The organism is Pseudomonas sp. P7759, from assembly GCF_013386445.1.
Classification (GTDB): domain Bacteria; phylum Pseudomonadota; class Gammaproteobacteria; order Pseudomonadales; family Pseudomonadaceae; genus Aquipseudomonas; species Aquipseudomonas azotoformans_A.
The window spans coordinates 76,533-89,297 of record NZ_JACART010000004.1; the positions used below are offsets into that span (position 1 = coordinate 76,533).

General features: G+C 62.4%; 12 protein-coding genes. 5 read left to right on the plus strand and 7 right to left on the minus strand.

The features are described 5' to 3' along the window. Positions 1 to 13 precede the first annotated feature (13 nt). The 7 genes from HX823_RS04355 to bioB form a co-directional block, all read right to left on the minus strand. A complete protein-coding gene (locus HX823_RS04355) occupies positions 14 to 1,819 on the minus strand; it encodes a phenylacyl-CoA dehydrogenase (protein ID WP_016977848.1) in 1,806 nt (601 codons plus the stop codon). Between the two features lie 252 nt (positions 1,820 to 2,071). Beyond that, positions 2,072 to 2,353 carry a hypothetical protein gene (locus tag HX823_RS04360; protein ID WP_016977847.1) on the minus strand — a complete coding sequence of 94 codons (282 nt, stop codon included), beginning with the start codon at positions 2,351 to 2,353 and terminating at the stop codon, positions 2,072 to 2,074. Positions 2,354 to 2,459: 106 nt separating this feature from the next. Next, positions 2,460 to 3,140 carry a dethiobiotin synthase gene (bioD, locus tag HX823_RS04365; protein WP_095013765.1) on the minus strand — a complete coding sequence of 227 codons (681 nt, stop codon included), beginning with the start codon at positions 3,138 to 3,140 and terminating at the stop codon, positions 2,460 to 2,462. Continuing rightward, positions 3,137 to 3,949 (minus strand): malonyl-ACP O-methyltransferase BioC, encoded by an 813-nt coding sequence (gene bioC, locus HX823_RS04370; RefSeq protein WP_177074218.1) that lies wholly within the window; start codon positions 3,947 to 3,949, stop codon positions 3,137 to 3,139. Before bioC ends, bioD begins: the two co-directional genes overlap by 4 nt. Continuing rightward, a complete protein-coding gene (locus HX823_RS04375) occupies positions 3,942 to 4,673 on the minus strand; it encodes an alpha/beta fold hydrolase (protein ID WP_038843070.1) in 732 nt (243 codons plus the stop codon). Before HX823_RS04375 ends, bioC begins: the two co-directional genes overlap by 8 nt. Continuing rightward, entirely contained in the window at positions 4,666 to 5,847 is a 1,182-nt protein-coding gene (gene bioF / locus HX823_RS04380; RefSeq protein WP_177074219.1) for an 8-amino-7-oxononanoate synthase, read from the minus strand. Before bioF ends, HX823_RS04375 begins: the two co-directional genes overlap by 8 nt. Before the next feature lie 3 nt (positions 5,848 to 5,850). After that, positions 5,851 to 6,906 carry a biotin synthase BioB gene (gene bioB, locus HX823_RS04385; protein WP_177074220.1) on the minus strand — a complete coding sequence of 352 codons (1,056 nt, stop codon included), beginning with the start codon at positions 6,904 to 6,906 and terminating at the stop codon, positions 5,851 to 5,853. Positions 6,907 to 6,998: 92 nt separating this feature from the next. Between bioB and HX823_RS04390 the strand changes: the two genes are divergently transcribed. From HX823_RS04390 to rarD, 5 genes are all read left to right on the plus strand, one after another. Beyond that, on the plus strand, positions 6,999 to 7,736 hold the full coding sequence (locus HX823_RS04390; protein ID WP_177074221.1) for a ComF family protein: 738 nt from the start codon (positions 6,999 to 7,001) through the stop codon (positions 7,734 to 7,736). Between the two features lie 58 nt (positions 7,737 to 7,794). Then, positions 7,795 to 8,559 (plus strand): TOBE domain-containing protein, encoded by a 765-nt coding sequence (locus tag HX823_RS04395; RefSeq protein WP_038843079.1) that lies wholly within the window; start codon positions 7,795 to 7,797, stop codon positions 8,557 to 8,559. A gap of 78 nt (positions 8,560 to 8,637) precedes the next feature. Continuing rightward, the gene (locus HX823_RS04400) at positions 8,638 to 10,536 is read left to right on the plus strand and encodes a PhoX family phosphatase (protein WP_177074222.1); all 1,899 of its coding nucleotides are present in this window, start codon (positions 8,638 to 8,640) and stop codon (positions 10,534 to 10,536) included. 183 nt (positions 10,537 to 10,719) lie between these two features. Next, positions 10,720 to 11,694 carry a serine/threonine protein kinase gene (locus HX823_RS04405; protein WP_016977838.1) on the plus strand — a complete coding sequence of 325 codons (975 nt, stop codon included), beginning with the start codon at positions 10,720 to 10,722 and terminating at the stop codon, positions 11,692 to 11,694. Positions 11,695 to 11,749: 55 nt separating this feature from the next. Further along, positions 11,750 to 12,634, plus strand: coding sequence for an EamA family transporter RarD (gene rarD / locus HX823_RS04410; protein ID WP_033898075.1), 885 nt, complete (start codon positions 11,750 to 11,752; stop codon positions 12,632 to 12,634). Positions 12,635 to 12,765 lie beyond the last annotated feature (131 nt).

Sequence of the window (12,765 nt, forward strand, 5' to 3'; positions counted from 1 at the left end):
AACCCGGTAAGTCTTAGTAAGCCAGGCCGAAGTCTTCTTCTTTCATGTCCATCAGGTTGTTTGCGCCCGACAGCATGGTGGCTTTATGGGCCAGGGTACGCGGCAGGATGCGCTGAAAGTAGAAGCGCGCAGTCTGCAGCTTGGCGGTGTAGAACGCCTCTTCGGTGGTGCCGGCAGCCAATTTTTCGGCAGCCAGGCGCGCCATGTCGGCCCAGAAGTAAGCCAGGCACGCGTAACCGGAGTACATCAGGTAGTCCACCGAGGCGGCACCCACTTCTTCGCGGTCTTTCATCGCGGCCATGCCGACCTTCATGGTCAACTCGCCCCACTCTTTGTTCAGTGCCGCCAGCGGTGCAACGAACTCTTTGACCGCTTCGTTGCCTTCGTTGGCCTGGCAGAACTTGTGCACGATCTTGGTGAAGCCCTTGAGCGCTTCGCCCTGGGTCATCAGCACTTTACGGCCCAGCAGGTCGAGGGCCTGGATGCCGGTGGTGCCTTCGTACAGCATCGAGATGCGGCTGTCGCGAACGTTCTGTTCCATGCCCCACTCGGCGATAAAGCCGTGGCCGCCGTAGATCTGCACGCCGTGGTTGGCGGATTCAAAACCGACTTCGGTCATGAACGCCTTGGCGATCGGGGTCATGAACGCCAGCAGGCCGTCGGCTTGCTTCTTGGCTTCGTCGTCGGTGCCGTACTTGACGATATCCACTTGCTTGGCGGTGAAGTACACCATCGCACGGTTGCCTTCAGCGAAGGCTTTCATGGTCAGCAGCATGCGGCGCACGTCAGGGTGCACGATGATTGGGTCGGCAGCTTTGTCCGGCGCTTTCGGGCCGGTCAGGGAGCGCATTTGCAGGCGATCGCGAGCGTACTTCAGGCCGCCCTGGAAGCCGATCTCGGCGTGGGACAGGCCTTGCAGCGCGGTACCCAGGCGAGCGGTGTTCATAAAGGTGAACATGCAGTTCAGGCCTTTGTTCGCCGGGCCGATCAGGAAACCGGTGGCCGCGTCGAAGTTCATCACGCAGGTGGCGTTGCCGTGGATGCCCATCTTGTGTTCAAGGGATCCACAGGTCACGGCGTTGCGCGCGCCGATCGAACCGTCGGCGTTCGGCAGGAACTTAGGCACGATGAACAGCGAGATACCTTTGGTGCCGGCCGGTGCGTCCGGCAGGCGGGCCAGTACGATGTGGACGATGTTGTCGGCCATGTCGTGTTCACCGGCCGAGATGAAGATCTTGGTGCCGGAGACTTTGTAGGAACCGTCGGCCTGAGGCTCGGCCTTGGTGCGCAGCATGCCCAGGTCGGTGCCGCAGTGTGGCTCGGTCAGGCACATGGTGCCGGTCCATTCACCCGACACCAGCTTGGTCAGGTAAGCCTCTTGCTGCTCGGGAGTACCGTGCTCGGAGATGGTGTTCATCGCACCGTGGGACAGGCCCGGGTACATGCCCCACGACCAGTTGGCGGCGCCAACCATTTCGCTTACGGCCAGGCCCAGGGATTCCGGCAGGCCTTGGCCGCCGTGCTCCACGTCGTGGGCCAGGCTTGGCCAGCCGCCTTCGACGAATTGTTTGTAGGCTTCTTTGAAACCGGTTGGGGTTTTAACGCCCGACTCACTCCAGGTGCAGCCTTCGATGTCGCCCACGCGGTTCAGCGGTGCCAGTACTTGCTCGCAAAACTTGGCGCCTTCTTCAAGGATGGCGTCAACCATGTCCGGGGTAGCGTCCTGGCAAGCCGGCAGGCTCTGATAGTGCGCTTCATAGCCAAGCAGTTCGTCACGAACGAAGCGAATATCACGCAAGGGGGCCTTGTAGTCAGGCATAGCGATAAACCTCTGCTGATGTATCTGGAATGAACAACCGCGTGGAATTGTTGTGGCGGTCAAACAGGTGTTTGAAACATACGTTTACCACCTTGGGATGTCAAGCGTCGTCCGGATGCCGTTTGTCATGACGTGAATCAAAGGCGCGCACGGCGACGCCTGCGGCGGGTTGCCACAAGGAGTTCAGAAGGGAATCAAGAATTGTGCAAGCACAACCGACCTCAGTAAGAGGCCGGTGGGAGTCAGAGGGGATTAAGCGTAGGTGTCGATCAGGGTGCCGAGCATTTCATCCGAAGCCTTGGCGACTTTGGCACCGAGCTCCACTTGGAATTTGCCTTGGGCCATTTCGACCATGTTGCTGGCCGAGTTGGACGGCTGGGCACGGTCGTTGGCTTGCAGGCGGTCGCTTTGCGCATCCGAGGGCTGGGTCGTCGCGGCGCTGGCGATTTTGCCGGCGGCCTGGTCGACACGGTTCTGCCCGGTCTGAATGCTGCTCAGGCCCGAATAAAACGCGCTGCTTCCAGAGATTTCCATGGCGTAAGCCTGCCTTTAGAGAATCGTGAACCGTGATTGAAGCAGAGTTGCCCGCAAAACGCCCGTCAAAAACACTAATAGCATAATGCCTTAGCGATAGCCAAAATCAGTCAAGCAGGTCCAGCTGCAAGTATTCCGCCACCGCTTCAGCCCCCGCCTGCTTGAGTTTCGGTACACGGCCCAGACAGGGCGCAGGCAGCCGTTCGGCCAGGGTGGCGAGGTTTTCTTCCAGACGGGAGGTCTTGGGGTCGATGATATTCGCCACCCACCCGGCCAGCTGCAAACCGTCGCGGGCGATGGCTTCGGCGGTGAGCAAGGCATGGCTGATGCAACCCAGGCGCACGCCTACCACCAGGATCACCGGCAGCTTGAGCGCCATGGCCAAATCCGACAGGTTCGCCTGATCGGCCAGAGGCACCCGCCAACCGCCTGCGCCTTCGATCAAGGTGAAATCCGCTTCGCGCGCCAGAATCTGCTGCATGGGCTTGAGCAACGATTGCACGGTCAGAGAGACGCCCGCCTCCCGCGCCGCCAGATGCGGCGCGATGGCCGGTTCGAACGCCACCGGGTTGACCTCGGCATACGTCAGGGGCAACGAACATTCGGCCAGCAACGCCAGCGCATCAGCGTTGCGCAAGCCTTTGGGCGTGACCTGGCAACCGGAAGCCACGGGCTTGCCAGCGGCAGTGCTTCTGCCGGCTTGTCGCGCCGCGTGCAGCAGGCCAGCAGCGACGGTGGTCTTGCCAACATCGGTGTCGGTGCCAGTGATGAAGTAGGCGGCGTTCATAGAGGTTTCTCCAGTACGGCATACACCACTTGGTAAGTCGCCGGCAGGCCCTGGGCCTGGCGGAACCGCTCATACGCCTGCACCAGTGCAACAATCCGCGCGCGCCCCGTCAACCCTCCCGGCCGGCCGGGGTTGAGGTTGTGCGCACCCAGGGCCTTCAATTCATGGGTGAGGCTGCGCACGTCCGGGTAATGCAACACGTGGGCGCGGCGCTCCAGGCTCACTACCCGCAAGCCGCTGGCTGCGCACAGATGCTGATAAGCCTCGAACGTACGAAAGCGGTTGACGTGAACCAGGCCATCCGCCGCGCGCCAGCTTTCGCGCAGCTCTTCCAGGGTGCCCACACACAGGCTGGCAAAAGCGAACGTGCCACCCGGTTGCAGCACGCGGTAGGCCTCGTTGAGCACCGCCTCAAAGTTGGCGCACCACTGCACCGCGAGGGAGGAGAAGATCAGCGCCGCGCTGTCAGCTTTAAGCGGCAAGCGCTCGGCATCGCCTGCGACGAAGTGCTGCGCCCCCCCCAGCGGACGCGCGTGATTGAGCATGCCTTCGGCGATGTCCAGTGCAATGCCTTGGCTGGCGGGCAAACGTTCGGCCAGCACGCGGCTGAAATAACCGGTGCCGCAGCCCATGTCCAGCCAGCGTTGCGGCGCAATGTCAGCCGGCAAGCGTGCCAGCAATTGGCTGCCCACTGCGCGCTGTAACTCGGCAACGCTGTCGTAACTGGCGGCTGCACGGGAAAACGACGCCGCCACCTGGCGTTTGTCGGGCAAGGCACCCGGCAGCGGGGCGTGGGATAAATCAGTCATCGACGCACTCATGCAAAAAAGCCTGGATGGCCCCCGCAACACCGTGGGGGTCTTCCAGAAGAAACGCGTGGCCGGCCTGTTCAATCAGGCCGACTTCAACATCGGGCAGCAGTGCCAGCAGGTCGCTGGCGGCTTCGGCGGGCACCAATCCGTCCAGCCCGGCGAACAGGTGCAACTGCGGACCCCGATACGCCAGCAAGGCTTCGCGGGTGTCGAGTTGGGCGAGCAGTTCGAGGCCGGGCATCAGCACACTGGAAGGCGTGTTCGGCGCGCCACTGACCAGCAAGCGCGATAACCCACGCGGGTCTTCGGCGCCTTTGGCACACAGCAAACCGAAACGCTTGAGGGTCACTTGGGAGTCGGCGTGGCAACCGGCGAGAAACGCATCGAACGTCTCGGCGGGCATCGCGCTGGGCCAACCTTCATGGGCGACAAAACACGGATTGCTCGCCAGCGTCAGCAAGCCGCAGCAACGTTCGCCACGCCGCGCCGCCAGCTCCGAAGCGAGCATGCCACCCAGCGACCAACCGCCCAGCCAGGCGTTGTCCGGCAGCGTGGCGTCGAGTTCGTCGAGCCATTCATTCAGGTCGCTGGAATCCAGTGCGGGCAACGGCTCGATCTGCACCTGCAGGTGTTCGTCCAGGCCTTGCAATGCAGCGGCCAACGGTTCCAGCGGCGATACACCGAGGCCCCAACCCGGCAGCAATATCAGTCGATCACGCATGGTCGGGCTCCGTGGCGCCTAACAAGCGGAAACATTCTTCCAATGCGTTTAACAATAGCTGCACCTGCGCCTCGGTGTGGGCCGCCGTCAAGGTCACGCGCAAACGCGCACTGCCAGCCGGCACGGTGGGTGGGCGAATCGCGGTAACCATCAGGCCGCGCTCGCGCAGCATCTGCGACAGGCGCATGGCCTTGGCGCTGTCGCCGATCAGGATCGGCTGGATCGGCGTGAAGCTGTCCATCAGGTCCAGCCCAAGCTGCTCGACGCCGTGACGGAACTGGCGGATCAGGCCGTTGAGGTGCTCGCGTCGCCAATGTTCGGTGCGCAAAAGCTCCAGGCTTTTCAAGGTGGCGCAGGCCAGTGCCGGCGGTTGGCTGGTGGTGTAGATGTACGGGCGCGCGAACTGGATCAGGCTTTCGATCAGTTCTTCACTGCCCGCCACAAAAGCGCCGGCCGTGCCGAACGCCTTGCCAAGGGTACCAACCAGGACCGGTACGTCCTCCTGGCTCAGGCCGAAGTGCTCGACGATACCGCCGCCGTTGGCACCCAATGGGCCGAAACCATGGGCATCATCCACCATCAGCCAGGCGCCCTTGGCCTTGGTTTCACGGGCCAGGGCGGGCAGGTCGGCCAGGTCGCCGTCCATGCTGAACACGCCATCGGTGACCACCAGGGTATTGCCGGTAGCTTTCTCCAGGCGCTTGGCGAGGCTTGCAGCGTCGTTATGCAGGTAGCGATTGAAACGCGCCCCCGACAGCAGGCCCGCATCCAGCAACGAGGCATGGTTGAGCCGGTCTTCCAGCACCGTATCGCCCTGCCCCACCAACGCCGTGACCGCACCGAGATTGGCCATGTAGCCGGTGGTAAACAGCAGCGCACGCGGACGGCCGGTAAGGTCGGCCAGCGCTTCTTCCAGCTCATGGTGCGGCGTCGCATGCCCGACCACCAAGTGCGAAGCACCGCCGCCCACGCCCCAGCGGGACGCACCGGCGCGCCAGGCTTCAATCACTTGCGGGTGATTGGCCAGGCCCAGGTAATCGTTATTGCAGAACGCCAGCAGCGGCTTGCCGTCCACCACCACTTCCGGGCCTTGGGGGCTGTCGAGCAGCGGGCGCTGGCGATAAAGGTGTTCGGCACGGCGGGCAGCGAGGCGCGCGGCGAGATCGAAAGACATCCCTCACACCACAGCGTTATAGAACTGCTCGCTGCTCTTCTGCTCCACCAACGCCTGCTCGATCGCCGCCTGATGCACTTCATCCGCGTGTTCTTCACGGGCTTCCGGGAGGATGCCCAGGCGCGAGAACAGTTGCATGTCCTTGTCAGCCTGCGGGTTGGCTGTGGTCAGCAGTTTGTCGCCGTAGAAAATCGAGTTGGCGCCGGCGAAGAACGCCAGGGCCTGCATCTGCTCGTTCATTGCTTCGCGACCGGCCGACAGGCGTACATGGGACTGCGGCATCAGGATGCGCGCCACGGCGAGCATGCGGATGAAGTCGAATGGGTCGATGTCTTCGGCGTTTTCCAGCGGTGTACCGGCCACTTTCACCAACATGTTGATCGGCACCGACTCCGGATGCTCCGGCAGGTTGGCCAGTTGGATCAGCAAATTGGCGCGGTCGTCGAGGGACTCGCCCATGCCGAGGATGCCACCGGAGCAGATCTTCATCCCCGAATCCCGCACATAGGCCAGGGTTTGCAGGCGCTCGCTGTAGGTACGGGTGGTGATGATGCTGCCGTAGAACTCCGGCGACGTATCCAGGTTGTGGTTGTAATAGTCCAGGCCCGCCTGGGCCAGGGCTTCGGTCTGGTCCTGATCGAGGCGACCAAGGGTCATGCAGGTTTCCAGGCCCATGGCCTTCACGCCTTTGACCATCTGCAGCACGTAGGGCATGTCTTTGGCCGACGGGTGCTTCCAGGCGGCGCCCATGCAGAAGCGGGTCGAGCCGATGGCTTTGGCGTGGGCAGCCTCTTCGAGGACCTTCTGCACGTCCATCAGCTTCTCTTTTTCCAGGCCAGTGTTGTAGTGGCCCGACTGCGGACAATATTTGCAATCTTCTGGACAGGCGCCGGTCTTGATCGACAGCAGCGTCGACACCTGCACACGGTTGGCGTCGAAATGCGCGCGGTGCACGGTCTGCGCCTGGAACAGCAGGTCATTGAACGGCTGTACGAACAGGGCCTTGACTTCGGCGAGGGACCAATCGTGACGCAAAGTGGCGGTGGTGCTGGCGCTCATGGGCGATTCCTTGATTATGCTTTGGCAAGCGCTGCGGGAAGGGCAATACCCACAGGCACGACACGGATGCTCGGCATATTTAAGGAAGATTCATGCACTGTCAACCAGGCTACAAACACCAGGTTTACATCTGGTCAAAAAACACCCAAACCTGTTTAATCTGCGATGAGGCGACGGAATCGGCCGACTCTGTGTGCAACGTCTGCGAAACCGAGCTGCCGTGGCTGATAGAACACTGCAACCTGTGCGCCCTGCCCTTGCCGATGGAGGGCTTGATCTGCGGCCAATGCCAGAAACATCCGCCGGCCTTTAAACAGGTGATCGCGCCCTGGACCTACAGCTTTTCGGTCGACAGCCTGATCAGCCGCTTCAAGCACCAAGCGCGCTGGCCCCTGGGGCAGATGCTGGCGCGGCTGTTGACCCAGCACCTGCAACATCGCTTCGACAACACCGGACTCACACGTCCCGACTGCCTGCTGCCGGTACCCATGGCCCGCAAGCGCCTGCGTGAACGCGGCTATAACCAGGCCTTGATGCTGGCGCGCTGGCTCAGCAGCGACTTGAACATCCCCTACGATGAACACCTGTTGTTACGCCCCCATGAAACCGTCGCCCAACAAGCCCTCGATGCCAAGACCCGCCAACGCAACCTGCTCGGCGCTTTCGCCCTGGCGCCCGACGCACGGGTGCAAGGCCGTCACTTCGCGCTGGTGGACGACGTACTCACCACCGGCGCCACCGCCCACAGCCTGGCGCGGTTGTTGATGAATGCCGGCGCACGACAAGTCGATGTGTACTGCGTGGCCCGCACGCCCAAACCGGGCAGTTGACTTGACTCCGGTCACCCTTGCCCGCAACGTTCGGCTTATCCCATCGAAGCGTATCCCCATGTCTCTGCCAACGTCCCTCAGCCAACACATCATCCGCCGTCCCCAGCGCATTGCCTTACTGGCGCATATCGCTGAGCAGGGCTCCATCACCCGCGCGGCAAAGAGCGCGGGCTTGAGCTACAAAGCGGCGTGGGATGCCATCGACGAGCTGAACAACTTGGCGCAAAAACCACTGGTGGAACGTAGCGTCGGCGGCAAGGGCGGCGGCGGCGCCAGGTTGACGGTCGAAGGTGAACGTGTGTTGCGCCTTTACCAGCGCCTGCAAGTGGTGCAGGCCGAAGTGTTGGGCTCGGACGAAGCCGCCAGCGATTTCAATCTACTGGGCCGCTTGATGCTGCGCACCAGCGCACGTAACCAACTGCATGGTCAGGTCGTCGCCATCGAGCAGCATGGCCGCAATGATCTGATCCGCCTGCAACTGGCCGGCGGGCTGACCCTGGCTGCGCAGATCACCCACGACAGCACCCAGCGACTGGAGCTGGAAACCGGCGTGGAAGTGGTCGCACTGATCAAGGCCGGCTGGCTGGAGTTGCTGGCACCCGAGGCCTTCGCAACAACTGGACACAATTGCATGAGCGGCATCGTCGACGCCATTCTCGATGCCGAAGACGGGCCCAGCGAAGTGCGCGTCACCCTGCCCAACGGCCAGGTTTTGTGCGCCTTGGCGCAGCCCGCCACGCTCAAGACGCTGCGCGTGACCGAAGGCAAAGCGATCCAGGTTCAATTTGCGCCGAGCAATGTGCTGCTCGGCACGCCGGTGTAAGCGGCCCGCTATTTAAACTGCAACAATTTCGTCACGCCCGCTCCTTATGGTGTCTGCAAAAACCGCAGGGAGCCTGAGATGAGCCTATTAGAAGAAAACCAAGCCACCGACCTTGAGCAGATGGTCGGCCTCACCCGCCGCCGTTTCATCGGCGCCGGTGCCCTGTGTGGCGCCGCGATGTTCCTGGGTGGCAACCTGCTGACCCGCAGCGCCCTCGCCGTCAACGCCGCCAGCGCCAGCCCGTTGCTGGGGTTCACCAGCATCGCCGCCGCCACCAGCGACGCCATCACCTTGCCGCCGGGCTACAGCGCGTCGGTGCTGATCAGCTGGGGCCAGCCACTGAGCAAGAGCGCGCCGGCCTTCGACCCGTCCGGCAACGGCACGGCCAAAGCCCAGGAACAGCAGTTCGGCGACAACAACGACGGCATGAGCCTGTTTGCCTTCCCCGGTGACGACAACCGCGCGCTGATGGCGATCAACAACGAATACACCAACTACCGCTACCTCTTCGCCCACGGCGGCGCGCCGCAATCGGCCGAAGACGTGCACAAGGCCCAGGCCAGCGAAGGCGTGTCGGTCATCGAAGTGCGGCGCAAGGGCGACACCTGGCAGTTCGTGCAAGACTCGCGTTACAACCGCCGCATCCACGGCAACTCGCCGATCCGCCTCAGTGGCCCCGCTGCTGGCCACGACTGGCTGAAAACCAGCGCCGACAAATCCGGCAAAAAAGCCCTGGGCACCTTCCAGAACTGCGCCAACGGCAAGACGCCATGGGGCACTTATCTGACGTGTGAAGAGAACTTCACCGACTGCTTCGGCAGCAGCAACCCACAACAAACCTTCGATGCCGGGCAGAAACGTTATGGCGTGGTCGCCGCCAGCAAAGACATCAACTGGCATCAGCACGACCCGCGTTTCGATATGGCCAAGAACCCCAACGAACTCAACCGCCACGGTTGGGTGGTGGAAATCGACCCGTTCGACCCGCAATCCACCCCAGCCAAACGCACCGCCCTGGGCCGCTTCAAGCATGAAAACGCCGCCCTGGGAGAAACCCGCGACGGCCGCGCCGTGGTGTACATGGGCGACGATGAGCGCGGCGAGTTCATCTACAAGTTCGTCAGCCGCGACAAGATCAACCACAAGAACCCCAAGGCCAACAAAGACCTGCTCGACCACGGCACCTTGTATGTGGCGATTTTCGACGCAGGCGACGGCAACGCCGACCACCCCAAGGGCAAGGGCCAATGGGTCGAGCTGACCCACGGCAAAAACGGCATCGACGCCAGCACCGGCTTCGCCAGCCAGGCCGAAGTGCTGATCCACGCGCGCCTAGCCGCCAGTGTGGTGAAAGCCACGCGCATGGACCGCCCGGAATGGATCGTGGTCAGCCCCACCGACGGCCAGGTCTATTGCACCCTGACCAACAACGCCAAGCGCGGTGAAGAGGGCCAGCCGGTGGGCGGCCCCAACCCGCGTGAGAAAAACGTCTACGGCCAGATCCTGCGCTGGAAGGCCGACGCCGATAACCACGGGGCCCATACGTTCACCTGGGACCTGTTTGTGGTGGCCGGCAACCCTGGCGTGCACGCCGGCACGCCGAAGGGTGGCTCGTCGAACATCAACCCGCAGAACATGTTCAACAGCCCGGACGGGTTGGGCTTCGACAAGGCTGGACGCCTGTGGATTCTTACGGATGGGGACTACAGCAACGCGGGAGATTTCGCGGGAATGGGTAATAACCAGATGCTCTGCGCCGACCCTTCCACCGGGGAAATCCGCCGCTTCATGGTCGGACCGGTGGCCTGTGAAGTGACGGGCATCAGCTTCTCGCCGGATCAGAAGACGCTGTTTGTGGGGATCCAGCACCCAGGCGAAACCGGTGGTTCGACCTGGCCGGAGCATCTGCCGAATGGCAAGCCGCGCTCGTCGGTGATGGCGATTCGGCGGGATGACGGCGGTATCGTCGGCGCCTGATAGGGCCTCATCGCAGGCAAGCCAGCTCCCACACTTGACCGAGTTCCAGCATGAGAATGCGGTCGAATGTGGGAGCGGCGGTTCGACGCTTCGACTTGCTCGCGAAGGCGTCCGCACAGTCACCACCTATCACTGTTACCATACCCGGCCGGACGCGGCGCCCTGCTGCGCGCAGGAGTTCGCATGGCCCACCCGTTTGAAACACTCACGCCCGACCTGGTGCTCGACGCTGTCGAAAGCATCGGTTTCCTCAGCGATGCTCGCGTTCTGGCGCTCAACAGCTACGAAAACCGCGTCTATCAAGTGGGCATTGAAGACTCGGAACCGCTGATCGCCAAGTTCTATCGGCCGCAGCGTTGGACCAACGAGGCAATCCTCGAAGAACACCGCTTCACTTTCGAACTGGCCGAATGCGAAGTGCCGGTGGTCGCACCACTGATCCACAACGGCGAAAGCCTGTTCGAACACGCCGGTTTCCGCTTCACCCTGTTCCCCCGCCGTGGCGGCCGTGCGCCGGAGCCGGGTAATCTCGATCAGCTGTATCGCCTTGGGCAATTGCTCGGACGTTTGCATGCGGTGGGCTCCACCCGCCCGTTCGAACACCGCGAAGCCTTGGGCGTGAAGAACTTCGGTCACGACTCACTCACCACCTTGCTTGAAGGCAATTTCATTCCCAAGAGCCTGCTGCCGGCCTACGAGTCCGTGGCCCGCGACCTGCTCAAGCGCGTGGAAGAGGTGTACAAAGCCACACCGCACAAGAACATCCGCATGCACGGCGATTGCCACCCCGGCAACATGATGTGCCGTGACGAGATGTTCCATATCGTCGACCTGGACGACTGCCGCATGGGCCCGGCGGTACAGGACCTGTGGATGATGCTCGCCGGAGATCGTCAGGAATGTCTGGGACAGTTGTCGGAACTGATGGACGGCTACCAGGAATTCCATGACTTCGACCCGCGTGAACTGGCGCTGATCGAACCGCTGCGTGCATTGCGCCTGATGCACTACAGCGCCTGGCTGGCACGGCGTTGGGACGACCCAGCGTTCCCCCACAGCTTCCCGTGGTTTGGCAGCGAGCGTTATTGGGGCGATCAGGTGTTGGCATTGCGCGAACAACTGGCCGCCTTGAATGAAGAACCGTTGAAGCTGTTTTGACGGACAAATATCCTTACAATCGCGCTTTGTTAGCTGCCTAAGCAAGGATTCTGCAATGCAAGCCGCCAACCCCCGCAAGGGGTACATCCTGGGCCTGAGCGCCTACGTCATCTGGGGTCTGTTCCCGCTCTACTTCAAAGCCATCGCCAGCGTGCCCGCCGCCGAGATCATCGTGCACCGCGTGTTGTGGTCGGCGCTGTTCGGCGGTTTGCTGTTGATGGTGTGGAAGCATCCCGGCTGGTTCCGCGAGTTGCGCGACAACCCCAAGCGCCTGGCGATCCTGGCCCTCAGTGGCTCGCTGATCGCGGGTAACTGGCTGACGTATGTGTGGTCGGTGAACACCGGGCGCATGCTGGAAGCGAGCCTGGGTTACTACATCAACCCATTGGTGAACGTAGTGTTGGGCATGCTGATCCTGGGTGAACGCCTGCGCCGCTTGCAGTGGGTCGCCGTCGGGCTGGCAGCCGTGGGTGTGGCGCAACAGGTCTGGCAGGTCGGCAGCTTGCCATGGGTGTCGCTGGTGCTGGCGTTGACCTTCGGTTTCTACGGGCTGATTCGCAAGCAGGCGCCGGTCAAGGCGCTGCCGGGGCTGGTGGTGGAAACCTGGATGCTGGTGCCGATTGCAGTTGCCTGGCTGCTGTTCAACCCAACCGCCCATAGCGCGCAAATGGCGTTCTGGAGTACGTCCGAAGCCTGGTGGCTGGTGGCGGCCGGCCCGGTAACGCTGATCCCGCTGGTGTGTTTCAACGCCGCCGCACGGCATTTGCCCTACACCGCGTTGGGCTTTTTGCAGTACGTCGCGCCGACCCTGGTATTGCTCGAAGCCGTGCTGCTGTTCGGCGAACACCTGGCACCGAGCACGCTGACCGCGTTCGCCTTCATCTGGGCGGGGCTGGTGGTGTATAGCGTGGATATCTGGCTCAGCGTGCGCAAACGTTGATCAAATAACGTACAAACCTCTGCAGGCTACAGGGCGCGTGGCTTGCAGACATCCACCCCAAGGTTATCCACAACCTGGTCCCCGCCATTTGTGCACAAGCTTTTGAAATTGCTCGTTTTTTGCTCAAACAG

Bases quoted from the DNA above. Each gene is read 5' to 3' on its own strand.
- bioB (WP_177074220.1), bottom strand. From the start codon at position 6,906: ATGAGCGCCAGCACCACCGCCACTTTGCGTCACGATTGGTCCCTCGCC.
- HX823_RS04395 (WP_038843079.1), top strand. From the start codon at position 7,795: ATGTCTCTGCCAACGTCCCTCAGCCAACACATCATCCGCCGTCCCCAG.
- HX823_RS04400 (WP_177074222.1), top strand. From the start codon at position 8,638: ATGAGCCTATTAGAAGAAAACCAAGCCACCGACCTTGAGCAGATGGTC.
- HX823_RS04405 (WP_016977838.1), top strand. From the start codon at position 10,720: ATGGCCCACCCGTTTGAAACACTCACGCCCGACCTGGTGCTCGACGCT.
- rarD (WP_033898075.1), top strand. From the start codon at position 11,750: ATGCAAGCCGCCAACCCCCGCAAGGGGTACATCCTGGGCCTGAGCGCC.
- HX823_RS04355 (WP_016977848.1), bottom strand. From the start codon at position 1,819: ATGCCTGACTACAAGGCCCCCTTGCGTGATATTCGCTTCGTTCGTGAC.
- HX823_RS04390 (WP_177074221.1), top strand. From the start codon at position 6,999: ATGCACTGTCAACCAGGCTACAAACACCAGGTTTACATCTGGTCAAAA.
- HX823_RS04360 (WP_016977847.1), bottom strand. From the start codon at position 2,353: ATGGAAATCTCTGGAAGCAGCGCGTTTTATTCGGGCCTGAGCAGCATT.
- bioC (WP_177074218.1), bottom strand. From the start codon at position 3,949: ATGACTGATTTATCCCACGCCCCGCTGCCGGGTGCCTTGCCCGACAAA.
- HX823_RS04375 (WP_038843070.1), bottom strand. From the start codon at position 4,673: ATGCGTGATCGACTGATATTGCTGCCGGGTTGGGGCCTCGGTGTATCG.
- bioF (WP_177074219.1), bottom strand. From the start codon at position 5,847: ATGTCTTTCGATCTCGCCGCGCGCCTCGCTGCCCGCCGTGCCGAACAC.
- bioD (WP_095013765.1), bottom strand. From the start codon at position 3,140: ATGAACGCCGCCTACTTCATCACTGGCACCGACACCGATGTTGGCAAG.